Annotated in this window: 26 protein-coding genes and 1 pseudogene; 16 read left to right on the forward strand and 11 right to left on the reverse strand. The window is 64.6% G+C overall.

Features of this window, described 5'->3' with window-relative positions; all coding sequences use genetic code 11:
- Positions 1–43: 43 nt before the first annotated feature.
- Positions 44–802 carry an IclR family transcriptional regulator gene (locus DSM43276_RS21230; protein ID WP_078328296.1) on the forward strand — a complete coding sequence of 253 codons (759 nt, stop codon included), beginning with the start codon at positions 44–46 and terminating at the stop codon, positions 800–802.
- On the opposite strand, the gene DSM43276_RS21235 is transcribed toward DSM43276_RS21230, so the two are convergent.
- Complete coding sequence (locus DSM43276_RS21235; RefSeq protein ID WP_078328297.1) at positions 799–1,674, reverse strand: LysR family transcriptional regulator ArgP; 876 nt, start codon at positions 1,672–1,674, stop codon at positions 799–801. The two genes, DSM43276_RS21230 and DSM43276_RS21235, sit on opposite strands and share 4 nt — an antisense overlap.
- 71 nt (positions 1,675–1,745) lie before the next feature.
- Here DSM43276_RS21235 and DSM43276_RS21240 point away from each other — a divergent pair, with 71 nt between their 5' ends.
- The 10 genes from DSM43276_RS21240 to DSM43276_RS21285 all read left to right on the forward strand — a co-directional run bounded on the left by DSM43276_RS21240 (position 1,746) and on the right by DSM43276_RS21285 (position 8,807).
- Positions 1,746–2,339, forward strand: coding sequence for a LysE/ArgO family amino acid transporter (locus DSM43276_RS21240; RefSeq protein WP_078328298.1), 594 nt, complete (start codon positions 1,746–1,748; stop codon positions 2,337–2,339).
- A gap of 66 nt (positions 2,340–2,405) precedes the next feature.
- Positions 2,406–2,873, forward strand: a complete 468-nt coding sequence (locus DSM43276_RS21245) for a DUF4334 domain-containing protein (protein ID WP_078328299.1) — start codon at positions 2,406–2,408, stop codon at positions 2,871–2,873.
- Entirely contained in the window at positions 2,870–3,937 is a 1,068-nt protein-coding gene (locus DSM43276_RS21250) for an NAD(P)-dependent alcohol dehydrogenase (protein ID WP_078328300.1), read from the forward strand. The genes DSM43276_RS21245 and DSM43276_RS21250 overlap by 4 nt, the downstream gene beginning before the upstream one ends.
- A 41-nt stretch (positions 3,938–3,978) precedes the next feature.
- On the forward strand, positions 3,979–4,524 hold the full coding sequence (locus DSM43276_RS21255; RefSeq protein WP_211196783.1) for a TetR/AcrR family transcriptional regulator: 546 nt from the start codon (positions 3,979–3,981) through the stop codon (positions 4,522–4,524).
- 69 nt (positions 4,525–4,593) lie between these two features.
- Entirely contained in the window at positions 4,594–5,574 is a 981-nt protein-coding gene (locus DSM43276_RS21260) for an ABC transporter substrate-binding protein (RefSeq protein WP_078328302.1), read from the forward strand.
- Positions 5,574–5,963, forward strand: a complete 390-nt coding sequence (locus DSM43276_RS21265) for a hypothetical protein (RefSeq protein ID WP_078328303.1) — start codon at positions 5,574–5,576, stop codon at positions 5,961–5,963. The genes DSM43276_RS21260 and DSM43276_RS21265 overlap by 1 nt, the downstream gene beginning before the upstream one ends.
- A 10-nt stretch (positions 5,964–5,973) precedes the next feature.
- The gene (locus DSM43276_RS21270; RefSeq protein ID WP_078325994.1) at positions 5,974–6,687 is read left to right on the forward strand and encodes a queuosine precursor transporter; all 714 of its coding nucleotides are present in this window, start codon (positions 5,974–5,976) and stop codon (positions 6,685–6,687) included.
- A gap of 39 nt (positions 6,688–6,726) precedes the next feature.
- Positions 6,727–7,362, forward strand: coding sequence for a 5-oxoprolinase subunit B family protein (locus DSM43276_RS21275; RefSeq protein ID WP_078325993.1), 636 nt, complete (start codon positions 6,727–6,729; stop codon positions 7,360–7,362).
- Positions 7,359–8,234 (forward strand): 5-oxoprolinase subunit C family protein, encoded by an 876-nt coding sequence (locus DSM43276_RS21280; RefSeq protein WP_078328304.1) that lies wholly within the window; start codon positions 7,359–7,361, stop codon positions 8,232–8,234. Before DSM43276_RS21275 ends, DSM43276_RS21280 begins: the two co-directional genes overlap by 4 nt.
- A gap of 3 nt (positions 8,235–8,237) precedes the next feature.
- Positions 8,238–8,807, forward strand: a complete 570-nt coding sequence (locus DSM43276_RS21285) for a GNAT family N-acetyltransferase (RefSeq protein ID WP_109555916.1) — start codon at positions 8,238–8,240, stop codon at positions 8,805–8,807.
- A gap of 59 nt (positions 8,808–8,866) precedes the next feature.
- Here the strand turns inward: DSM43276_RS21285 and DSM43276_RS24025 are convergent.
- From DSM43276_RS24025 to DSM43276_RS21295, 3 genes and pseudogenes are all read right to left on the reverse strand, one after another.
- Positions 8,867–9,427 (reverse strand): annotated as a pseudogene (locus DSM43276_RS24025) (VC0807 family protein); the annotation flags it as partial.
- Between the two features lie 44 nt (positions 9,428–9,471).
- Positions 9,472–10,140: a VC0807 family protein gene (locus DSM43276_RS21290; RefSeq protein WP_078328306.1), complete on the reverse strand. Its 669-nt coding sequence runs from the start codon at positions 10,138–10,140 to the stop codon at positions 9,472–9,474.
- A gap of 20 nt (positions 10,141–10,160) precedes the next feature.
- Positions 10,161–10,820 carry a VC0807 family protein gene (locus tag DSM43276_RS21295; RefSeq protein WP_078328307.1) on the reverse strand — a complete coding sequence of 220 codons (660 nt, stop codon included), beginning with the start codon at positions 10,818–10,820 and terminating at the stop codon, positions 10,161–10,163.
- 185 nt (positions 10,821–11,005) lie between these two features.
- Here DSM43276_RS21295 and DSM43276_RS21300 point away from each other — a divergent pair, with 185 nt between their 5' ends.
- On the forward strand, positions 11,006–11,467 hold the full coding sequence (locus tag DSM43276_RS21300; protein ID WP_078328308.1) for an Hsp20/alpha crystallin family protein: 462 nt from the start codon (positions 11,006–11,008) through the stop codon (positions 11,465–11,467).
- 27 nt (positions 11,468–11,494) lie between these two features.
- Here the strand turns inward: DSM43276_RS21300 and DSM43276_RS21305 are convergent, their stop codons facing one another.
- On the reverse strand, positions 11,495–12,463 hold the full coding sequence (locus tag DSM43276_RS21305; RefSeq protein WP_078325988.1) for an acyl-ACP desaturase: 969 nt from the start codon (positions 12,461–12,463) through the stop codon (positions 11,495–11,497).
- 351 nt (positions 12,464–12,814) lie between these two features.
- Here DSM43276_RS21305 and DSM43276_RS21310 point away from each other — a divergent pair, with 351 nt between their 5' ends.
- The 3 genes from DSM43276_RS21310 to DSM43276_RS21320 all read left to right on the forward strand — a co-directional run bounded on the left by DSM43276_RS21310 (position 12,815) and on the right by DSM43276_RS21320 (position 17,734).
- Positions 12,815–13,561, forward strand: a complete 747-nt coding sequence (locus DSM43276_RS21310) for a cutinase family protein (protein WP_078328309.1) — start codon at positions 12,815–12,817, stop codon at positions 13,559–13,561.
- Between the two features lie 183 nt (positions 13,562–13,744).
- Positions 13,745–16,930, forward strand: coding sequence for a bifunctional cytochrome P450/NADPH--P450 reductase (locus tag DSM43276_RS21315; protein ID WP_078328310.1), 3,186 nt, complete (start codon positions 13,745–13,747; stop codon positions 16,928–16,930).
- Between the two features lie 75 nt (positions 16,931–17,005).
- On the forward strand, positions 17,006–17,734 hold the full coding sequence (locus DSM43276_RS21320) for an isochorismatase family protein (protein WP_078328311.1): 729 nt from the start codon (positions 17,006–17,008) through the stop codon (positions 17,732–17,734).
- 61 nt (positions 17,735–17,795) lie between these two features.
- Here DSM43276_RS21320 and DSM43276_RS21325 read toward each other — a convergent pair whose 3' ends face one another.
- Together DSM43276_RS21325 and DSM43276_RS21330 are read right to left on the reverse strand one after the other, a co-directional pair.
- Positions 17,796–18,323 (reverse strand): alkyl hydroperoxide reductase, encoded by a 528-nt coding sequence (locus DSM43276_RS21325; protein ID WP_030097265.1) that lies wholly within the window; start codon positions 18,321–18,323, stop codon positions 17,796–17,798.
- A gap of 15 nt (positions 18,324–18,338) precedes the next feature.
- Positions 18,339–18,926, reverse strand: coding sequence for a peroxiredoxin (locus DSM43276_RS21330; RefSeq protein ID WP_046255069.1), 588 nt, complete (start codon positions 18,924–18,926; stop codon positions 18,339–18,341).
- Between the two features lie 96 nt (positions 18,927–19,022).
- Here DSM43276_RS21330 and DSM43276_RS21335 point away from each other — a divergent pair, with 96 nt between their 5' ends.
- Positions 19,023–19,961 (forward strand): hydrogen peroxide-inducible genes activator, encoded by a 939-nt coding sequence (locus DSM43276_RS21335; protein ID WP_078328312.1) that lies wholly within the window; start codon positions 19,023–19,025, stop codon positions 19,959–19,961.
- Here DSM43276_RS21335 and DSM43276_RS21340 read toward each other — a convergent pair.
- From DSM43276_RS21340 to DSM43276_RS21355, 4 genes are read right to left on the reverse strand one after another with little or no spacing between them, the layout of a single operon-like run.
- The gene (locus DSM43276_RS21340; protein WP_078328313.1) at positions 19,958–20,713 is read right to left on the reverse strand and encodes an isocitrate lyase/PEP mutase family protein; all 756 of its coding nucleotides are present in this window, start codon (positions 20,711–20,713) and stop codon (positions 19,958–19,960) included. The two genes, DSM43276_RS21335 and DSM43276_RS21340, sit on opposite strands and share 4 nt — an antisense overlap.
- Before the next feature lie 29 nt (positions 20,714–20,742).
- Positions 20,743–21,435 carry a GntR family transcriptional regulator gene (locus DSM43276_RS21345; protein ID WP_078328314.1) on the reverse strand — a complete coding sequence of 231 codons (693 nt, stop codon included), beginning with the start codon at positions 21,433–21,435 and terminating at the stop codon, positions 20,743–20,745.
- Positions 21,416–22,162 carry a maleate cis-trans isomerase family protein gene (locus DSM43276_RS21350; RefSeq protein ID WP_078328315.1) on the reverse strand — a complete coding sequence of 249 codons (747 nt, stop codon included), beginning with the start codon at positions 22,160–22,162 and terminating at the stop codon, positions 21,416–21,418. Before DSM43276_RS21350 ends, DSM43276_RS21345 begins: the two co-directional genes overlap by 20 nt.
- Positions 22,155–22,916: a maleate cis-trans isomerase family protein gene (locus DSM43276_RS21355; protein ID WP_078328316.1), complete on the reverse strand. Its 762-nt coding sequence runs from the start codon at positions 22,914–22,916 to the stop codon at positions 22,155–22,157. The genes DSM43276_RS21350 and DSM43276_RS21355 overlap by 8 nt, the downstream gene beginning before the upstream one ends.
- Positions 22,917–23,074: the final 158 nt, after the last annotated feature.

The raw sequence follows: 23,074 nt of genomic DNA on the forward strand, positions 1-23,074 counted from the left end.
GAGGGTATAAACGTCCATTCAGCGGACGCGTATCGTGAGCGGGGTGACCGAGGCACCCAGCGTGGTACGCCGCACCGCGGCGCTCCTTCGAGCGGTCTCGGCCGACACCGCAAGCGGTGTCAGCACCACCGAACTCGCTCGCCGTACCGACATCCCACGGGCCACCGCACACCGCCTGCTGGAATCGCTTGCCACCGAGGGGTTGGTGGAACGAGACACCCGCTCCGGTCAGTGGTTCCTGGGGCCAGAGATCTACCTCCTCGGTGCCACGTCCGCGCCCCGATACAACATCACGGAGAAGGCGGCCGCCGTTGTGACGGCACTGGCACGTGAAACCGGCGAGAGCGCGTTCTTCTCACTGCGCCGCGGTGATCACACCGTCGTACTACTGAGCGAGGACGGCGACTTCCCGATCCGGTCGCATGTGCTGTACGAGGGCGCACGCTTTCCGCTCGGCGTCGTCTCATCCGGAATGGTCGTCCTGGCCTACCTTCCCGACGAGACGATTCATGCGTATCTCGACAGGGCCGACCTACAATCTCAGTGGGGCAAGGACTTTCGCGCCGATTCCGTCTGGGAGCGCATCGCTGCCACCCGACAAATCGGCTGGGCCGTCAACCCTGGTCACGTAGTCGAGGGCTCCTGGGGGATGGCCGCCTCGGTGTTCGATGCCCACCACAACCCCATCGGCGCGCTCACGTTGACGGGTATCGAGTCCCGGTTCAACGCCGCACGCCAGCCAGTTCTCGGACAGTTACTCCTGCGGCACGCGCATCGACTCAGCCGCACCGTACGCCGCTAGCTTCCGCGCCGCAGAACGGAGGCCGCCTCACGCACCGCCGAGGTAATCGCGCTCAGTGTCGAGGACTCGAACTTCCAATGCTGCCAATACAACGGCACATCGAGATGCAGCCCCGGCGCTAGATCGACGAGGCCGTCGCGATCCAACTGCTCGGGCATCATTCCCCAACCCAGCCCCACCCGCAGCGCCTCGGTGTTTCCGCCCGTCGTCGGCACATAGTGCTCCGGCACGGTGACATCCCGGCGAAAGAGCTTGCGCAAGAACTGGTCTTGGAGAGCATCGCGCCTGTCCCACCGCATCATCGGCGCCTGCCGCACGGCGTCGATCCCCGAGTCGAGCAGCCCACCCGGAAGGTAGCGCGCGACGTACTCCGGTGACGCCATCCCGAAGTACCGCATGGAACCCAGCGGTTCGGAGCGGCATCCGGCGATGGGCTTGGGTTCGGTGGTCACCGCCGCCATGACGACGCCCGCGCGCAGCAGTTCCGCGGAGTGATCCTGATCCTCGATACGGATATCGACCAGCACACCGTCGGGAATCCACGCCAAGACCGACCCCATCCAGGTTCCGAACGAGTCGGCGTTCACCGCGATCGCTACCCGTATCGGCGCGCCGTAGGCCCCCATCTCGCGCAGCGCCTCTCGCTCCAGCGTGCCGACCTGGGCCGCCAACCTCATCAACGAGGCACCCGCATCGGTTGCCACGCAGGGCTTTTCCCGGCGAACCAGCACCTGCCCCACCGATTGCTCCAGTGCCTTGACGCGTTGACTCACCGCCGAAGGGGTGATGACAAGCCGCCGGGCGGCGGCATCGAAGCTGCCCTCCTCGATGACGGCGGCGAAGGCAATCAGCTGTTGCGAGTCCAGACTCACATTAGCAATTCTAATGCATAGTAAGAATCATTAGCTGGACTGCATATCGCCGCGACCCTAGCGTCGATGTTGTGACCGTTATCTTCCTCGGCTTTCTCACCGGAATGTCCCTCATCGCCGCTATCGGCGCCCAGAATGCCTTCGTGCTCCGGCAGGGGATCCGCAGTGAACACGTGCTGCCAGTGGTCGCCGTGTGCATCACCGGCGACTTCCTCCTCATCGCCGCGGGCATCGGCGGCCTGGGAGGCCTGATTGCCGCCACGCCGAGCCTGCTCACCGTGGCCAAAGTGGGTGGCGCGGCGTTTCTGATCGGCTACGGATTGTTGGCCGCCCGCCGCGCATTACGCCCCGGAACTTTGGTGCCTGCCGAATCCAATCCGGCCCGCCTCGGCGCGGTGCTGACGACCGCGCTGGCCATCACCTTCCTGAACCCGCATGTCTACCTCGACACTGTGGTACTGCTCGGCTCCCTGGCCAACGCACACCAGGACGCACGCTGGCTGTTTGGTGCGGGCGCCCTGACCGCGAGTGTCACCTGGTTTGTGGCACTCGGATTCGGCGCACGGCATCTTGCCGGACTGTTCCAGCGTCCGGGAACCTGGCGCGTGCTTGATGCAGGGATCGCCGTCGTGATGATCGCATTGGGCATCTCACTGGTCATCTGATCACCCTTGCCGAACCATTTGGTTCGGTGTTAGCGTCCTTCCCGAACCAACTGACTTGGGAGAGACATGGACGTCGACAAGGCCCGCACTCGTTTCGCCGAACTTCGCAGCCAGCGGGACGTCAGCCCCGCCGATCTCGACGAGATCTGGGCCGCGCTCGACACCGTTCGACCCGAGGACATGCTGGGCAGGTGGAAGGGCGACGAGTTCCACACCGGGCACAAGATGAACGGTCAACTGGCCGCCGCACGCTGGTACGGCAAGATCTTCACGTCCATCAACGATGTCGAACCCATCGTCTGTTACGACGACGACGGAAAACTGTTTTCCAATAACGCGTTGAGCCTGGGCGGTGCGACCCTGTGGGATATCGAGTTCCGCGGCGAGGTCACCGGCACCATGGTCTACGACGGCCAGCCCACCTTCGATCACTTCAAATGGGTCGACGAGAACACGCTGATGGGCATCATGAACGGCAAGCGCCAGCGTGCCAGCGGCAACTACCTCTATTTCCTACTCGAACGCGATCAGTGAAAGTCACTGCAGCACTGAGCCGTTCAGCAGAGTCTCCCTTCACGCTGGAAGAGGTCGAACTCGACGGACCGCGCCCCGATGAGGTGCTCGTCAAGATTCACGCCACCGGCCTGTGCCATACCGATCTGACCTTCAAGGCACAGGTACCGATCCCTGCGGTGCTGGGCCACGAGGGCGCCGGGATTGTCGAGGCGGTGGGCGATGAGGTGACCAGCATCCGTCCCGGAGACCACGTGGTCTTGAGCTACCGCAGCTGCGGCGAATGCCGACAATGCGGTTCAGGTGAGCGGGCGTACTGCTCCCGTGCCGCCCGGCTCAACCTCTCCGGCACCCGGCTCGATGGCTCATCGACACTGTCCCAGAACGGGAACGGCTTGTTCGGCTCGTTCTTCGGGCAATCCAGTTTGGCGCAGTACGCACTGGCCGCGGCCGACAACACCGTCGTGGTCGATGCGTCGACCGATCTCGCAACTGCCGCACCGCTCGGATGCGGTCTGCAGACGGGCGCCGGTGCGGTGCTCAATGTACTGACACCCGAACCAGATTCGCGTCTTGTGGTATTCGGCGCGGGCGGTGTCGGCCTGGCCGCGGTGATGGCCGCCAAGGCCATCGGGGTGCACACGATCATCGCGGTGGACCCGGTGGCCTCACGACGCGCCAAGGCCGTCGCGTTGGGCGCGACCCGCGCCGTGGACCCGACGACGGAGGACGTGTCCTCGGTGGCACGCGGGGCCACCCATGCGCTCGACACCACGGCGAACACCGACGTCATCGCCACGGCGCTCGGTCTGTTGCGGCAGCGCGGTGTGCTGGTTCTGGTGGGGCTGGGGGCTTCCCGCGGAACAATCGACCTCACCGATCTCATGTTCGGCGGCAAGATGATTCGCGGCTGCATCGAGGGCGACGCGAACCCACAGGAATTCATTCCGGAACTGCTGCGCATGCATGCAGAGGGCCGCTTTCCGATTGAATCGCTGATCACTAGATACCCGGCGCGCGCGATCGATCAGGCCGTGGCGGATGCGCGGTCCGGTGCCGCGATCAAACCGGTGCTGCTCTGGTGAGTGCCATGCGCGCTGCGGGTCAGGCCACCCACGATCGGATCATGGCCGCGGCCAAGGCCGAATTCACCGAGTACGGCTTCGCCGGCGCACGGCTGAACCGGATTGCCACCAACGCGAACGCGAGCAAGGAACGGCTGTACAGCTACTTCGAGAGCAAGGAACAGCTGTTTGAAGCCGTTGTGGCGCAATGGATCGATGATGCACCGTACAAGGTGCCGTTTAGCGCCGGTGACGTGCCCGGGTACGTCGCGGGGCTGTTCGACAACATCGTCGCCGATCCGCAAGGCGCACGGTTACAGCGCTGGATCGAGCTGGAGGCCCCCGACGGGATGTTCGACAACCACGTGCTGCGCCGCATCTTCCAAGCGAAACTCGATGAGGTACGCCAGGGGCAGCAGACCGGGCTCATCGACCCGACGTGGGATCCCATGAGTCTGCTCATGATGCTGATCGATATCGCCTACTCGATGGCGGCCAGCGGGTTCGGCATCGACCGGATTGTCGGTGAACCGCTCGCCGAGCACACGCTCGCGGATCGCCGCGCCGCCGCCGCCGAGGCAGCGCGGCGGCTGGTGGGCTGTCCGTAAGACATCGCCGCGCATCGGAAAAGCACCTGGGTTGCGTGCGCCAGCTACTCTCGATGTGTGCCACCTGGGATGATCACTCGCCGCGGGTTTCTGGCTGCCGGCGCCACCCTCGCTGCGGGCGCGGCGCTGGCCGCTTGCACGGAAGACTCCTCCCCCACCTCGGAGCAGAACGGCGCCGCCGTCATCAAGCATGCATTCGGTAAGACCGAGGTCAAGGCTCCGCCGAAGCGCATTGTCAGCGCCGGATACACCGAACACGACTACCTGTTGGCGCTGGGCATCGTCCCCATCGCGGTCACCGAGTGGTACGGCGGCTTCCCGTTCGCAACCTGGCCGTGGGCAACCGACCGGCTCGGCGCCGCCACCCCCGAGGTCCTCACGCTCACCGACGGACTGATGGTCGACAAGATCGCCTCCCTAAAGCCCGATCTCATCCTCGCCACCGACGCCGGGCTGGACCAGGACACCTACAACAAGTTGTCCGGTATCGCACCGACGATCGCACAATCGGGCAAGTACGCGTTCTTCGAACCGTGGAAGGACCAGGCCAAGGCCATCGGGCAGGCGGTGTTCAAGCCGTCGGAGATGGCTGCGGTAGTTCAGGCCGTCGACAACACGTTCGCTTCGGCCGCGTCCGCGCACGCCGGCTTCAAAGACAAGAAGGCCATTTACCTGCAGGGCGAACTGCTCGACGGGCAGGCCATCGCCTACCGATCCGGACCGCGCACCGGGTTCCTCACCGCTCTCGGGCTGACCGTTCCCGCCGAGTTGGAGAGCTACGCCAAGGGCGACCAACTTGCGTATCTTCCGGCCGACCAGCTCTCCAGCCTCCTTGGCCAGGCCGATGTGCTGGTGTGGGGCACCGAATCCGATGAGCAGAGCGCCGCGCTGCGGGCCGATCCGGTGATCACGAAGCTGAGCTCCTCGCTGCTGAACCGCAGCATCTTCGCCAGTAAGGAATTGGCGGGGGCCATCAACTTCAGCTCTCCGCTGAGCCTGACGTACGTGGTGGACAGCCTGGTCCCCCAGCTGGCCCGGATACTGGGCTGATGTCGGTTCCGGGCACACGCCCAGGGCCGTATTGGGGTGACGTCGCGATTCGCGTGGTGGGCGGTATCGTCGGCGCGACCGCTCTGGGCATCTTCGGACTGGCGGCATGCATGGTGTTGTCGTCGCGGCTGTCGTCGGATCCAGTCGCCGACCCTCACGGCTATGGGCTGATCTTCGGGATGATGCTCGCCATCCCCTTCGGACTGTTAGCCGCGGGTACGTTGCCTCTGGCGTTTGCCCGCGGACAACGGCTCCGCACCGTGACGATCGGTTTCATCGTGTATCTGGTCTCAGTGGCACTGTTGATCTACGCGGCCGCCACCATGCCCAACCGCCCACCGCCCTGCGCGACAAATCCACCCGCACCCCAGTGCAAGCACGCACCTTAGACTTCGCGGAATGGAGACAAGCGAGGTCGAGAAGACTCCCCAGGATCAGGTGGTCTTCGCCCAGGTCGGTCGCAGCTACTATCCACTGCTGTCAGCCGTCTTCGTCGGCGTGGTACTGATCTCGAATGTGGCTGCCACCAAGGCAATCGGCTTCGGACCCGTCATCGGCGATTGGTCGCTGATCACCGACGGTGCGTTCGTGCTGTTCCCGCTGAGTTACGTGATCGGCGATGTACTCAGTGAGGTCTACGGATATCGCGCCACCAACCGGGTCATCCTGCTGGGATTCGCGATGGAGCTGCTGGCCTGCGTGGTGCTCTGGACCGCAATGGTGCTGCCCGCCGCCGATTTCTACCCCAACCAGGAGGCCTTCGCCACCATTGTCCGGAGCATCACCACGCTGATGGTCGCCGGACTCGCGGGATACCTTGTTGGGCAAACGCTTAACGCGCTCGTTGTGGTGCGGATGAAGAAGCGCTCCAAGGAGCGCCACCTGTGGGCCCGGCTGGTGGGCTCGACGGTCGTCGGCGAGTTCGCCGATTCGCTGGTGTTCTGCTCGATCGCGGCCACCGCGCTGGGTATTCACACCCTCGGCCAGTTGGCGACGTACACGGCTTTGGGTTGGATCTTCAAGTCCGTCGTGGAGATCGTGATGCTGCCGATCACCTATCGGGTGATCGCCTACATCAAGAAGCACGAGCCGACTTATACACAGGCGGGATAAATACGCCCCTAGGCGTGCCCGCGGGAGTACCGTCGAAATATGAGTACCGCAACAGATTTGAAGGTGCGGGATCACGGGGATCGGGCCTTGTTGCTCGAGTGCACATCCGTGCAGGAAGTGCTGGCGTGGACGTCAGCGCTGAATGCCGACCCTATCGATGGCGTCACCGATATCGTTCCCGCGTCCAGCACCGTCCTGCTCAAGCTCCACAGCCCGGCCGACCAGGCGATCGTTCGGCATCGGCTGACACAGCGCGCGGCGCCGCCGGATACGACGGAGGACACCACATCACCACCGGTGACCATCCCGGTCCGGTACGACGGTCTCGATCTTGAAGAGGTTGCCGAGCACACCGGCCTGGGAGTGGACGGTGTGATCGCGGCACACACTGGAACGGTATGGACCGTCGGATTCTGCGGATTCGCACCGGGATTCGCGTACCTGGTAGGAGGGGACTCGCGTCTGGCCATCCCCCGCCGCGCCGACCCGCGCACCAAGGTGCCCGCCGGTGCGGTCGCGCTCGCCGGCGAGTTCAGCGGGATCTACCCGCGTGAATCTCCCGGCGGCTGGCAGCTGATCGGCAGCACCGATGCTGTCGTCTGGGACCTTGACCGCAACCCACCGGCGCTACTCACGCCCGGTACACGCGTCCAGTTCCAGGAGGTGACGGCATGAGACCCACCCTGGAAGTCATGCGCACCGGCCCACTGGCGCTGGTCCAGGACCTCGGCCGGATCGGCAAGGCGGCCATGGGTGTCGGACGTTCGGGGGCCGCGGACCGCGCATCGCATTCCCTGGCCAACCGGCTGGTGGCCAATCCCGACAACCTGGCCACCATCGAGGTAACCCTCGGCGGTATGTCATTCCGGGTATCCGGCGGTGACGCGGTGGTGGCCGTCACCGGTGCCGACACCGATCCATCCGTCAACGGGATTCCCTTTGGCACCAACAGCATTGCCCAGGTACAGGACGGCGACGTAGTGTCACTCGGCGCACCGCGCAGCGGACTACGCAGTTACGTGGCGGTGCGCGGTGGGGTCAGTGTGGCGCCGGTGATGGGCTCGCGCAGCTTCGACATCCTGTCTGGCATCGGCCCCTCGCCACTGCAGGCCGGGGACAGGCTGCCGGTCGGACCACGGTCCCCTTCCTTCCCGGAGGTCGAACTGGCGCCGGTGGCCCCCATCGCCGATGACACCGTCGAGCTCAAGGTGGTACCCGGTCCACGCGACGACTGGTTCGTCGATCCCGACGCACTGACACACAGAGCCTGGATCGTCTCGGACCGCAGTGACCGGGTGGGCACTCGACTCATCGGCAAGCCGTTGGAGCTGCGCGACCCGGCCAGGCAGCTGCCGAGCGAGGGTGTGGTCCGCGGTGCCATTCAGGTGCCACCCGGCGGTCAGCCCGTTATCCTGGGCCCTGACCATCCGGTGACCGGAGGCTATCCGGTGATCGGGGTGATCACCGATCACGATGTCGATCTGGCTGCCCAGGTGCGGCCCGGACAAACTGTCCGGTTCCATTGGTCACGACCGCGCATCAATTAGGAGATGTCGGCTGTGTCCAATATGCCAACCGTCCCCGTCATCCGGACTCACACCGCGCGACTCATCCACACCGCCGATCTGGATAGCGAAACACGTGACGCTGCAAGAGAATTACTGATCGATGCATTCGAGGGTGATTTTACCGAAGAAGACTGGGAACACTGCCTGGGCGGTATGCACGCGCTCATCTGGTACCACGGCACACTCATCGCCCACGCCGCGGTGATCCAGCGCCGACTGCTGCATCAAGGACGGACGCTACGCACCGGATACGTGGAAGGTGTTGCGGTGGATAGCGATTGGCGCGGAAACGGGCTCGGTTGCGCGATCATGGATGCCGCCGAACAGGTCTTGCGTGGCGCCTACGAGCTGGGTGCGCTGAGCGCCGACGACGACGTCGCCCCGTTCTATCAGGCCCGCGGCTGGGTGCCCTGGCTCGGAACCACTCCCGTGATGACGGCAGAGGGCATTGCGCCCGCCGAAGATGAGGGTGTGCACGTGCTGCCGATGAGCTCCGGGGTTGACCCATCGGGCTCGCTGACCTGTGATTGGCGCGGTGGCGACGCGTGGTGATGCCCGCGACGGCGCAGGAAAACCCAGATCACGGCGATGACAAATGCCAACCGCGCGGCACTCCCGACCGTCGCCAATAGCCCGTTGGCCACCTGCGCGATATCAACGGAGTACCGCAGGACGATGCCCGTCATCACCGCGGCCTGCACCAACTCCAGCGTGCCGACGATGACGCACAGCCGCACATGCATCCGGTGATAGGCGCGCAGATCCGCGTCGGTCCAGTGATGTCGTGCCACCCAGCCGGGGCGAATCAGGTCGATGACGACTTCGGTGAGTGGTCGTTTCGTCAGACAGCTGCCGATGTAGAACACACCGAACAGCACCACCGGGACGACATGGGTGAGCTGAGCAAGCTGCGGTGAACTGGTCAGGAGCGCAACCACCAGCGTCGCGCCGTGCATCAGCATGATGAATCCCGCGACGATGTCGAAGCGCTTGTCCCGCACCGCGGTGTAGATGACGCGCAATGCCGAGACCACCGCCGCGGCCATCAGTGCATGCAACTCCGAGGCACCCAGCAGGCGCATCCCGTAGTACGTTCCCAACCCGAGCGCGGCGCTGACCAAGGCGTGCCCGAGCGTGAATTTCCCTGCACCCTTACCCAACCCACTCACCACAGCGACGGTACCGACGCAATCTGAGAGAGCCTGAGAAAGTGGATCTACCGGCCCGAGAGGGCTCGTTCCTTGCGGCGCAGGTACATCCGGATCGCAACGACAACACCCACGATGAGTCCGCCCGTGGTGAGCATCGACACCACCGGGTTGACGGCCTGTACGACGTCGACGGAGAACGTGTAGATGATCACCACCATCAGGGCGCAGAACAGCAGACTGAAGATCCCGCACCAGAAGCTGACATAGACATGCAGCCGGTGATACGAGCGCTGGTCCTCGTCGGTCCAGCCCTGTTCCTCGGCCAGTTTCTCCACGCCGCCGGGCCACAGCTTGGTGACCAGTAGCTCCGTCAGCGGTTTACCGATGAGCGCGCTGACCAGGAAGTAGGTGGCCAGCAGCATGCCGGGCACTTCGTTGGTGACCTGCGACAAGCGTGGGTCACGGGTCAGCCACGCCATGATGAGGCTGACCCCGAAGATCGGCACCACCAACAGCGAAACCGGGTCGAGAGCCCGTTTCCACGCCATCTTGACCAGTGCCTGGGTGGCAGAGACCGCGGTCGCGGCCATGAGCGCGTGCAGTTCCGGGAATCCGGCCAGGCGCAGCCCAAAGTAGGCGCACAGGGCGGGTCCGACATTGAGCAATCCCTCGATCACGAGTTGGCGAGGCGAGATCCCGCTCTCGGTTTCGGACTGCTCGGCGGTCAGGGACACCGCGCGACTGTAACCGGTCGTCAGGCCGCGGGCGAGTCGTACGTCATGCGCTGCAGGTAACGCCGGATGACCACAATGATGCCGATGATCAGGCCCATTGTGGTGACCAGAGAGAAGATTTGGTTGACGGCCTGGGCGACATCCACCGAGAAGCTATAGATGATGACGATCGAGATGGCCGCAAGCAGCAGGCTGATGACACCGCACCAGAAGCTCACGTGGACATGCATCCGGTGATACGACCGGAAGTTGTCCCCTGTCCAATGGTGCTCGGCCGCGATCTCTTCGATGCGTCCGGGCCGAGCCTTCGCGATCATCAGCTCGGTGAGCGGCTTGCCGAACAGCGCGCTTCCGATGAAGAACAACGAAAGCAAGATGCCGGGAATGGTGTTGGACACCTGAGCCATCCGCGCATCGGAGGTGACGAGCGCGATCACCAGACTCAGCCCGAAGTTGAACATCAAAAAGCCCGACAGGACGTCGAACTTACGGTTCTTCACCACCTTGACGAGCACCTGGAGGCCGGACACCACCGTGGCGGCAATCAACGCGTGAATCTCGGGCTGACCCAACGCGCGCAGCGCGTAGTAGGTGCCCAACGAAGGCCCGACACTGACCAGGACCTGTCGCAACACCTCACGCGCGGAGGACTTCTGGGTTTCGCCGGTCTGGTCGGGCACGGCGCGAGGCTACGCGACGAACCTGGGAATCCCGGGCTGGCACGCAGCGCCGACGCTCCACCGTTTACCTCTGGGGCCGTCCTGTTCGCCGTCGGCGTACGGAAATCGGAACTTTAGCGTGTGTCACTCAAGTTTGTACGAGTGACGGCCGGTTGAGACTCCGGCCCTGTATTGAGGAGAGAGCTATGAGCAATGTGGTGTGGACACGACGCAGCCCGTTCGCCGAGTTCGACGCGCTGGTACGCCAGTCCTTCGGCCCGGCCACCAGCTGGCCCAGCCCGGGTTTCGTTCCGGCCGCCGAGGTCGCGAAGGACGGGGATGACGCCCTGGTCCGTCTCGACCTTCCCGGCGTCGATGTCGACAAGGACGTCACGGTCGAGGTGGAGCGCGGCACGTTGGTGGTATCCGGCGAGCGTCGCGATGGGCGGGCCGAGCAGACCGGCGAGGAGCCACTCGCGCGAGGAGCGTCAAGCACTGGACGCGTATTGCGGGAGGTCCGCTACGGCAAGTTCCGTCGCACCTTCACCCTGCCAACCCATGTGACAGGTGACGTGATCTCGGCGAGCTACGACACGGGCATCCTGACCATCAAGATCGCCGGCGCGTACGCCACTGCCGAGGCGCAGAAGATCCAGATCACCAAGTAAGCAGGAGAACGAGACGAGGGGCCCGCGCTATCCGGCGCGGGCTTCTCTCTTCTTCGCCTCACGGGCCAGCATGCGGTCGCGCTGTTCTTCGAACTTGACCACTTGGCACTTAAGGTCTTCCACATACGCGGCGAGTTGCTCGCGTCGTTGTTCACCCTTGGCGCTGAAATCATTGCGCTCGAAAATCTGCCACTTACGCAGATTCGGCGTCACCACCTCTTCGAGATGCTGCCGCGGGTCGTAGATGCCGTGCTTGGCCATCAGCACACCGTTACGGCGGAAGTTAGGCATGCCCTGCCCGGGCATCCGGAAGTTCTCGATCACCGCGCCGATCGCTTCCAGCGCCTGATCGGGCACGAGATCCAGTGCCGCACTGCACATATTGCGATAGAAGATCATGTGCAGGTTCTCGTCGGCGGCGACGCGCTGCAGCATCCGGTCCGCGATCGGGTCATCGCACACCTTGCCGGTGTTGCGGTGGCTGACGCGAGTCGCCAGTTCCTGCAACGTGGTGTACGCGACCGACAGCAGGAAGTCGGTCTTGTGGACCGACTCCTCTTCATCGGTGGTGTCGAAGCCTGCCGTCATGTGCTCCATGCGCGCGCGTTCCAATGCCACCGGGTCCACACCGCGCGTGACGACGAGGTAGTCGCGGATGACGATGCCGTGTCGGTTCTCCTCGGCGGTCCAACGGCCCACCCAGGTGCCCCAGGCACCGTCCAGGCCGAAGTATTTGGCCGCCTGACGGTGATAGGACGGCAGGTTGTCCTCGGTGAGGAGGTTGGTGATCATCGCCGCCTTGGCGACCTCGCTTAGCTGCGACTGCTCCGGATCCCAGTCGTCCCCACCCATTTGCGCAAAATTGCGGCCGCGATCCCAGGGAACATAGTCATGTGGGTGCCACTCCGTCGCGACCGACAAATGCCGGTTGAGGTTGGCTTCAGCAATCGGTTCCAAATCGCTGAGCATCTCAAGGTCGGTCAGCTCTCTAGACATTTCACCTTGTCTTTCGCGTTGGAACCCCGAGCTCAAGGACAGGGTAACTTAATCTGAGCAATGCTCAGATTGGTCGTCAGTCACGACCGATTGCCTGCAACTTCCGCCCCGACCACACAGCCGGACGGGCCACCATGCCCGTTTGGGCCCCACAACTGGGCAACGGCTTGCTACAGACCCGATATTCGAACCGACTGCACAGCACCATAACCCGGTGAGAGCAACATCACTAATTCGGCCGTGTCGCTGCCCACCGCCAAATCCAGGTAGCGCGGCGTATCGGTGCAGTCGGTAGTTTGGGTGATTCAACGACCAGTCGCGAGAGCCGCGCACGTCACGAAAGGTGCAGTGATGCGAACTGCAATGTGTCGCGCAGCGGCCGCGACGGCTGCCTTCCTAGTGCTGTTCGGCGGGTACGGGCTGCAGTCGCCGCAGATGGCCCACGCGGAGAGCTGCGCCGATATCGACCTATCTTTCGCGCGCGGCACCAATGAGCCTGCAGGCCTGGGCGACGTCGGCAAGCTGTTCACCGACGCTGTGAAGAAGCGACTCCAGGGCGCCAAGGGGATGAGCATCTCCACCTATGGCGTGGACTACCCCGCGAGCATCGACTTTCTCCAGGCTGGCAAGGGATCGGACGACCTGAGCAAGCACATCCAGAAAACGGCCGCCGACTGCCCGAAGATGAAGTTCGTGGTCGGCGGGTACGCGCAGGGCGCGGCGGTCGTGGATGTGCTGTTGGGGAACACCCCGCCGGGGACCTACGCCCTGACCAATCCCCTGCCCGCCGGACTCGAGCAGCGCATCGTCTCCATCGTTCTGTTCGGCGATCCCAAGAACATCCGACCGCCCGGTGTAGACACGAACCTAACGGTCCGCGAAGACCTGCTGCCCAAGGTGATTGACGTCTGCAACCCCGGAGACTTCTTCTGCGATCCGCAGGGTGGAGACATCATCTCGCACACCACCTACGCCAAGGACAAGCTCACCGACGGCGCGGCGGACACGGTGGTCCAGCGACTGGTCGCCGTACTGGGAAACCGTTGCGTGAGCAGCGAATCACCCGACGCCTCCACAACCTGCTCCCCCAGCGCGTAACCGACGGCCCCGCATCGGGAGTAGCCATTTCACCGGTTACCGCGTGCGCTCACGCCCCCACGCAGGACAATCGGACCCACCCCAACCACGGCATTGGCTGGACTGTAGTCGCATGTGTACAGTCATGGATGGCCATGGCGTAGACGAATGACTACACCGGCGGGAGCGAAGGGCTAAACGCACATGAGCGGCGATACGCACGTGGTGGAGCCGGGCGAATACACGTCACCCGCCCGCCCGCCGGAGATCGACGGCATTCCCTGCGCCGACGGGCACCCACTGCCATCCGGTCCGTTACCCGGCCGCCCTTACGCCCTGCCCGCAGATCTGCTTGTCGAAGAGCTCGGGCCACTCTTCTACGCGGACTTCGGGGTTTCGCGCCGGCTATATGCCTGCTCGCTGGACCTGGTCGAGGAGCTCTGCGACGAGAACCGGTTCATCAAGGGCATCACCGATCGGCTGGAGCGGTTCCGCCCCCTTGCGGGGGACGGATTGTTCACGGCCTACCCGGGCGAGCCGAACTGGCAGAAAGCCCACGATGTTCTGCTGCCCGGCTTCAGCTTTAGCGGTCTGCGCAACTACCACCCCGCCATGCTCGATATCAACCGCCAGCTCCTTACCCGCTGGGACGAGAGCGCCGGCGAGCACCCCGTGGACGTGGTCGAAGATCTGGGCAAGCTCGCCATGGACACCGTCGGGCTGGCCGGGTTTGGGACAAGGTTCGACTCCTACCAGCAGGAGGGGCTTGCGGCCATCCCGGCGAGCTTCGCCGCTGCGGTGCAGCAGATGTTGGCTCCGGGAGGTGGCAATCATGATCTGTTCACGGCCGAGCAGCGCAAGCTACACACCTTCATCGACGAGCTCATCGCCCGGCACCGCGACGGTGCGGACGAGCATGCGAACCTCCTCGGACTCATGCTCGCGCCCGGGTCCCCGCAGACTCCGGCACTGGAGCTGAGCAGCGTTCACTCTCAGGTCCTGACGTTCCTGATCGCCGGCCAAGACACCACCTCCACCGTGATGCCTACCGCGCTCTACAGCCTGGTCAAGAACCCTGCCGTGCTCCACCGGGCGCAGAGCGAGGTCGACGGGCTATTCGGGCCGGGAGACGAACACACCCCGACGTTCGATGAGATCGGCAAGCTGCGCTACATCCGCCAGATCGTGGACGAGACGTTGAGGCTCTCGCCCCCGGTCCGGGAATTCGACCGGATGGCCACGGAAGACACCCTGCTGGCGGGTCGCTACCCGGTACGCAAGGGCGAGGTCGTCACCGTCCTCACCACCGCGCTGCACCGGCAGCCGCAATGGGGAGACAACGTGGAGATCTTCGACCCAGACCGATTCTCGCCGGAACGATCGGCCGGGCGGCCGGTGAACCTGTTCAAACCCTTCGGCACCGGCGCGCGGTCCTGCATCGGGCGTCAGTTCGCGCTGCACGAGGCGACGATGGCTCTCGCGACGCTGGTACACAGATACCGCTTCATCGACTCCGAGCATTATCAGCTGCGCACCCACAGCGACCTCATCCGGAAACCTGTCGGCTTTCGGATTGGCTTGGCGCGGCGCACTTCCCAGGACCGTCAGCATGAACCAACCGCCGTACCCGCCGTCACACCGCAAGAGATGCGACACCCGGCGGCCACCGCCGCACCGGGGTCGGCACTGGCCGTATTCCATGGCTCAAATCTCGGCACCTGTCGAGCGCTGGCGCACCAGCTGGCCGAGGAAGCATCCGATCTCGGGTACCGCACAACCGTTGCCCCTCTGAATGAAGCGACACGAGCCCTGCCCACCGAGGGCGCCATGGTCGTGGTCGCCGCGTCCTACAACGGTCAACCGACTGACGACGCTCGCCATTTTCTCTCCTGGCTCGATAGCGCAGATGCTCGCACGGACAGTGGGCTGCGCTACGCGGTACTAGGGGTCGGGGACCGCAACTGGGCTGAGACCTACCAGGCTGTGCCCAGGAAAATCGACGAGCACCTCGCCGCGATCGGCGGTACGCCGATTCTTCCCCGTGGTGAGGCAGACACTTCCGGCGATTTCGCGGGCAGTGTCGAAGCCTTCTCGCAAGCCCTCTGGACATCGTTGGGCGGTGTCACTGGCACCGATACTCTCACCGACCCCGCCGAGGGGCCCCTCTACGAACTGCGCGCCATCGACGGGCCGGTGACGGCGGCGATCGATGCCCGGTTCGAGGTGATGCCCATGACCGTCCTGGAGAACCGGGAATTGGTCAGCGCCAACAACACACTGGGACAAGCTAAACGGCTGGTACGTGTCGTATTGCCTGACGGCGTCGACTACCGCACCGGGGACCATCTCACGGTCCTCGCCGATAACCAGCCCGAGATCGTGGACAAGGCAGGAGAACTGCTCGGTCTCATCCTGGACCGGCGTATCTCGATCAACACCCGGCGCAAGACCCGGCGGGCCATCGCCCTGGACCGCGAGGTAAGCGTGCGGGAGCTACTCACCCACTTCCTCGAACTACGTAAGCCGGCCACCAGAACCCAGCTGCTCCGGCTGGCGGCGGCCAATCCCTGCCCACCGGAACGGTCCGCGCTGGAGGCACTCGCCGAGCATCCGGAGACCCGCTCTCTCGGTATCGCAGGCTGTCTCCTGGAATTCCCCGCCACCAAGCTGTCCCGCGCCGAGCTGCTTGAACTGTTCGAGCCGATGACGCCGCGGCACTACTCCATAGCCTCCTCGGCCCGCCAGAGTCCGGGGATCGTCGAGCTGGTGGTCAGCGTGCTCGACGCTCCGGCCCGATCTGGATTCGGCGATTTTCAGGGCGTGGCATCCAACTATCTCGCCAACGTCCAACCGGGACAACGAATCCGGGCACGGGTCGACCAAGCCCGGCAAGCATTCCGGGCCGGAGCCGACCCCTCCCGCAATGTCATCCTGGTCAGCGCCGGTACCGGAGTCGCACCCTTCCGGGGATTTGTCGGTGACCGGCTGGCCGCGCAGAGCGCTGGTGAGCCGTTCGCCCCGGCGCTCTGCTTCTTCGGCGTCCGGCATCCGGAAGTGGACTATCTCTTCCGCGACGAGTTCGAGGCCGCGGAACTCTCGGGTGTGGTCCAGATGCGCCCGGCGTTCTCCCGCGCATCCGAAAACGGTGTCAAGTATGTGCAAGACCGGATTGCCGCCGACGCGAACGACATCTGGCGGCTGCTAGGAGATCCCGCCAAGCAGACACATGTATATGTCTGTGGCGACGGCGGCAAAATGGCGCCCGCCGTTCGAGATGCGTTCTTGCACATCTACCGGGAACACGCCGGCGCCAACGAGTCCCAGGCCCGGGACTGGCTCATTGACCTGGTCGAGGCCGACCGCTATGTGGAGGACGTCTGGACGGAGTGAGGCTTGCCACGACCGAGTCGCCTGCCGGCACCGCCCCCCATTCCCCTGCCCGCGTTCAGGTGGGAGAGTGACCCGATGCGTAGACGTACCTTCCTTCGTTCCGGCTCTGTAGCGCTACCAGCCGCCGCGCTGGGCCTCACCGCGGCCGGGAGCGCCACGGCCGACGTTCGCCCCACCGGCTCAATTACGTACCCGTTCAGCGCCATTGATGTACCCGCGAAAAGCGCACCCTGGTCCCTGGAGACGGACCGCGCTGTCCTGCTGGTCCACGACATGCAGCACTACTTCGTGAAGGCCTACACGCCGCAGGCTGATCCCATCGCGACCGTGCTGAAGAACATCAAGAGCCTGCTCGACACCGCGCATGCCCACGGCGTGCCCGTGCTCTACTCCGCGCAGCCGGGGGGCATGACACCGGAACAACGTGGACTCTTCGGCCAGCTCTACGGACCCGGCATGCCAGACGACGATGCCGAGCGAGTGATCGTCGATCCCCTAGAGCCCGCGGCGACGGATACTGTTCTGACGAAATGGAAGTACAGCGAGTTCTTTCGCTCTGAGCTTCTAGAGATACTGCGCAATGCCAACCGGGACCAGCTGATCATCGTCGGCGTCTACGCCTTCTCGGGCATCACCGCAACCTCCACCGATGCGATCCAGAACGACATCCAGGCATTCATCGTCTCCGACGCCGTGGCGGACTACACCTCCACGGGGCACAGCCAGGCGCTCACCTGGTGTGCGGAGCGCACCGCGAGAATACTGAGCACCCGGTCGGCGCTAGCGGCACTTGATCATTCGTAGTAGTTGACGGCACGACAAAGGCCGCCTGCGTAACACGCGCAGGCGGCCTTATGTCTTGTGCTTAAACCAGCGCGGGCACCGTGGCCAGCGCCTGGGCGACGCCAGAGACGATCGCCGCGATCTTGAGCGCCTCGAGAATCTGCTCGCGGGTCAATCCGGCCTCACGCAGCACCTTCTCATGTGAGCCGACGCAGAAGTGACAGCCATTGATGGTCGATACCGCGAAGGACCACAGCTCGAACTCCGCCTTGTCGACGCCGGGGTTACCGATGATGTTCATGCGCAGACCCGGGCGCAGATCGTCATAGGCACCATCGAGGAAGCCCCGCCCGCGGTAGAACACGTTGGTCATCGCCATGATCGAGGCGGCGCCGAGCGCGGCGTCAAGTGCCTCGGGCGACAGGACCGTCGCGGCCTCTTCGCGAATTTCCTTGAACACCTGGTCGTTCCGGGTGGCCGCCGCTGTCGCGACGAGAGTGCCCCACAGCTGGGCCGGCGACAATACCGTGCCACGGGCCACCGTGCCCAGGTTGAGCTTGAGATCCTTGGCGTACTCGGGCAGCGCCTCTTTCAGGTTGTCGATAGACACAGTTACCCAATCCTCCTAGACGCCCGCGCTCATGAGCTCGCCCGCATCGATCGTCGGGTCACCCTTGCGCCAGTTGCAGGCGCACAGCTCATCGGACTGCAGTGCGTCGAGCACACGGAGCACCTCATCGACGTTGCGGCCCACAGAACCCGCCGTGACGGAAACGAACTGGATGATGTTGTCGGGGTCAACGATGAAGGTCGCGCGGTCGGCGACACCATCGGAGTTCAGCACGCCGGACGCCTCGGCCAGCTCGCGCTTGAGGTCGCTGAGGATCGGGAACGGCAGGGTCTTGAGGTCCTCATGCTGTGCCCGCCACTGGAAGTGCACGAACTCATTGTCCACCGATGCGCCCAACACCTGGGTGTCGCGGTCGGCGAACTCGTCGTTCAGACGGCCGAAGGCGGCGATCTCGGTGGGGCACACGAAGGTGAAGTCCTTGGGCCAGAAGAAGATCACGCGCCACTTGCCGGGGTGGTCGTCGCTGGTGACGGTGGTGAAGTAGTCGTCGGGCTGCTGGGCGTTCACCTTCGACAGATCGCCGCCGATGACCGCAGTCAGGTTGTAGGCCGGGAATTCATCGCCGATGGTCCGCAGAGTCACGATTCTCCTTCACGTATTCGCTGAATGCTTACTGGCACCATCGTGCCGGAAATCTTTCAAAAACAAAACGTGATTGTTGGCACTATATTGATAGGTATGTCCGATCGTAGTTATCAGCCGACCGTGGTCGGTCTGCGCGCCTTTGTGGCTATCGCCCGTAAACGCCACTTCGGTAGCGCTGCGGCCGAGCTCGGCGTAAGTCAGCCCTCCCTCTCACAGGCCCTGTCCATGCTCGAAGAGGGGCTGGGTGTGCGGCTCGTCGAACGCAACACCCGCAAGGTGTTGCTCACCCCCGAGGGTGAGGCATTGTTGGAGAAGGCCACCGCCGCACTGGACGCGGTCGACGAATTTACCGCTGCCGCAAGCGGTGTGCGCGATCCCTTCGCGCAAACGCTGCGCCTCGGCCTCATCCCCACGGTGGCCCCCTATGTGCTGCCCATGGTGCTCAGCGGGCTGTCCCGCGAGTTCCCGGAGATGTCCTTGCGGGTCACCGAGGACCAGACCGTACGGCTGCTGCGGTCCCTGGCCGAAGGGTCACTGGACGTCGCGGTCATGGCACTGCCCGCGCAAACACCCGGCATGGCGGAGATTCCCATGTACCGGGAGGACTTCGTTTTAGCCCTACCGACGGGGCATCCGCTGGCCGGTAGCCATGCGGTCGATCCTGCGGTGCTCGCCGAGATGCCGCTGTTGTTGCTGGATGAGGGACATTGCCTGCGCGATCAGGCCCTGGAGGTATGCCAACTCGCGGGAGTACGGCCCGACCTCGGTCACACCCGCGCGGCCTCGCTGGCCACCGCGGTGCAGTGTGTCGAGGGCGGTCTCGGGGTCACCCTCATCCCCGGCACCGCCGTCACCGCCGAAACCGCGAGCGGCGGACTGGCCACCGCCACCTTCGCGGCGCCGGTCCCGGGGCGCCGGATCGGCCTGGTGTACCGCGCGATCAGCGGCCGCGAGGACGCCTACCGGCAGCTGGCCCAGCTGTTGACTCGCCTCGTCGCGGCGGTGCACCCGGTCTCGGCAGAAGCCGCCTAACGCCAGCGCGCGAGGATCTCCTCGGCCCGCGTCGACAGCGCCCGCTGCAGGAACGGACCGAAGCTGATCCGTCCCACACCGAGGGGACCGAATGACGCCGGGTCGTCCACATCGGGTACCGCGATCGCATTCACCGGGAGTGGAAGCTCAGAGGTCAAGCGCCGCTGCACCTCAGGATCGTGACGGCCCACCGGGTACAGCGAGTCCGCACCGGCCTCGGCGGCCAGCGTGAGCCGCGCGATGGCTCGATCCACTCGATCCGACTCGTCCCCGATCTGGCGCAGGAGGATATCGGTCCGTGCGTTGATCACCACCGGTACGCCTGCCTGGTCGGCGGCAACACGAAGTGCGCCAACAAGATCCGCATGCTCCTGGGGCTCGCGGATTCGACCGCCCTCGCTATGCACCGAGTCCTCGATGTTCAGACCCACCGCGCCCGCTTCGATCAGCCCCTCGATGAGTCGCTGAGGTGTCTGGGCATAGCCGGACTCGATGTCCACCGATACCGGCAGGTCGACAGCGGCGGTGATCTGCGAGACCCGGGCCAGCACTTCCTCGTACGACATCCCCTCCGCATCGGGCTTGCCCACCGAATCGGCAAGCGGATGCGAGCCCACGGTCAACGCCACGAATCCGGCGTCCGCGGCAAGCCTCGCCGACCACGCGTCCCACACCGTCGGCAGAAACACCGGATCGCCGGGGACGTGCAGAGACTTCAGCAGGGTGGCCTTGGCAGCGAGGTCGTTGGACATGCCTACATCCAACAGTGTCTCGCTCGGATTTACTCCACCGATGTGCCCGCGGCACCACGGCGTGCCATGAGGCGCGCGACCGCGTCGTGCATGTGCTCCTCAATGAGTCGATACGCGGCAGGCGCATCGCCGGCCCCGATCGCCGCGCAGAGCACCTCGTGTTCACGAACCTGCTCACGCAGGTCCGGGTAGGTGCCCTGCAACTCGCCCAGCAGCATCCGCGTCTCCAACAGCAGCGTGCGCATCGCGCGGCGCAGCCGCGGGCTTCCCGAGCAGTCGACCAGCACCTCGTGAAAGTCCTGATCGGCGTCGGTCACGGCGACGAGATCGCCGCGGGTGGCGGCCTCCGTCATCACCGCTACCGGCACCAGCAGCCGCCGGTAGGCGGTCACGGTGTCGCCGGACATGATGCACTCCAAGGCCGCTCGCTCGATGGCGGCCCGCGACCGGTAGACGTCGAGGACGTCTTCGTCGGTCAGCTCGATGACGAAGATGCCGCGATTACGCTCGCTGCGCAGCAGGCCCTCGGACACCAAGCGCTGCATGGCTTCGCGCAGCGGTCCGCGGGATACCGCGAACTGTGCCGCCAGCGATGCCTCTCCCAACTGAGCACCCGGTGGCAGGACTCCGCGCATGATCGCGATCCGCAGCCGCTCCGCGATCAGCTCAGCGGTCGATTGCCGCTCCAGCGGAGCGAACTCCTCAGGTACCAGCGTGGTCATGTCGTCTCCTGAAAAGCCGCCCCAAACCCGGAGCTGCGCCCGCCTCGGGTACCTCGTCGATTAATCGCAAACCTTCCCACACCGTCACCTGGTTCGCGGTCAATACCGCCTTGTCCAGCCGCGATTCGAGGCGCTCCACATGCGCGATGGTATGCATGGCGGTATCCGGGATCAGCAGTGCTTCGGCCTCGGGATGGTCGTTGGCCTCCGCCAGCTCGTCGACCCGCTCGGCGGTGAGTCGGCCCACCTCCGCAGCCGTATCGATGCCCGCCTCCCCCATCGCCACCACCTCAATGCCACGGGCGGCAAGGAAGGCGACGAACAGCTCAGCGATATCGCGCGGATAGCTCGCCGCCACTGCGACCTTCGAAACCCCCAGTGCGGTGACAGCATTGACGAAGGCGAAGGATGTGCTCGATGCCGGGGTGCCACTACGCTCAGACAGACCTGCCACCTGCTCGGCCGCACCCTGCGGGCCGTATACGAAGCTGCCCGAGGTGCATGCCCATACGACGGCACCCGGCTCGTGTGGGCCCAGCAGCCGCACGCCTTCCGCGAGTCTTTCGGGGCTGCCCAGATCAAGCAGCTCGGGTACCGCGTGCAGGTCGGTGCCGTAGATGTGCACGACGGGGAAGTTCATATCCAGCTGGCGCGCCACCAGCGGGTAGTCCGATTCAGCCGCATGGTCCGGGTAGATGAACCCCACCGTCGGACGCGTATTACTCACTCGAACCTCCTCCGAAGACATCGCGGAGCCACTTTCCGGGCCCCATCATGGGAAGACTCATCCGGTCAAGACAGGCCCAGATGGTCAGTTGGTTGGCCGTCAGCACCGGCTTACCGAGCAGGCGCTCCAACGGGTCGATCACGTCATAGGTGCGCAAATTGGTGCAGCTGACGAAAATCGCCTCGGCATCGTCGGTGTCGGCAGCCAGTATCCGCTCGGCGACAGTGCGGTAGTTGACCTTCCAGATGCCCCCACCCAGGCCCAAATGGTCGGTGCGCACCACCGTGACGCCCAACTCCCCCAGGAACTTTGCGAGCAGTTCGGTGAGCTCGGCATCGTACGGGGTGATCACGCTGATCCGGTTGATGTTCAGCGCGGTCACCGCCTCGGCCAACGCCCCCGAGGTGGTAACGGCAGACTTGGCGCCGGCCGCCATGATGGCCTCAACCAATTCCCGCTCGCGCTCGACGCCACGGATGAAGCTTCCCGAAGTGCACAGGTACGCAACGACTTCCGGCTCCACGTGCAACACGTCTCGGGTGGCTGCTTGCAGGTGGCTGGTGTTGGACACCAGCTCCGCCATGGCCCGGCTCACCGGCACCGGCTCGTACGGCGTGCGGGCGAGATGCAAAGACACCTCAGCAGGAACCCACCGCCACAGCTCACGCTCCAGCGCGAGATCGAAGGGCGCAATGATGCCGATACCTCGCTGATCAGCCGACTCCGCGAAGTCGGGAAGTGACGAAAGATCCACCGGCAGGGCCTAACACTCGCAGCATCGCTTCGCGCCTGAGCCAGACCTCGTCATCACTCAGATTGTTGACAATCATACGATATCTTCTTACGGTGTCAACGTGAGTGCCCGCCGGATCGACGCGGATGAGCCCCTTGCGCGAAGACAGACAGTCCCTG

The organism is Mycobacteroides salmoniphilum, from assembly GCF_004924335.1.
GTDB classification, from domain to species: Bacteria; Actinomycetota; Actinomycetes; order Mycobacteriales; family Mycobacteriaceae; genus Mycobacterium; species Mycobacterium salmoniphilum.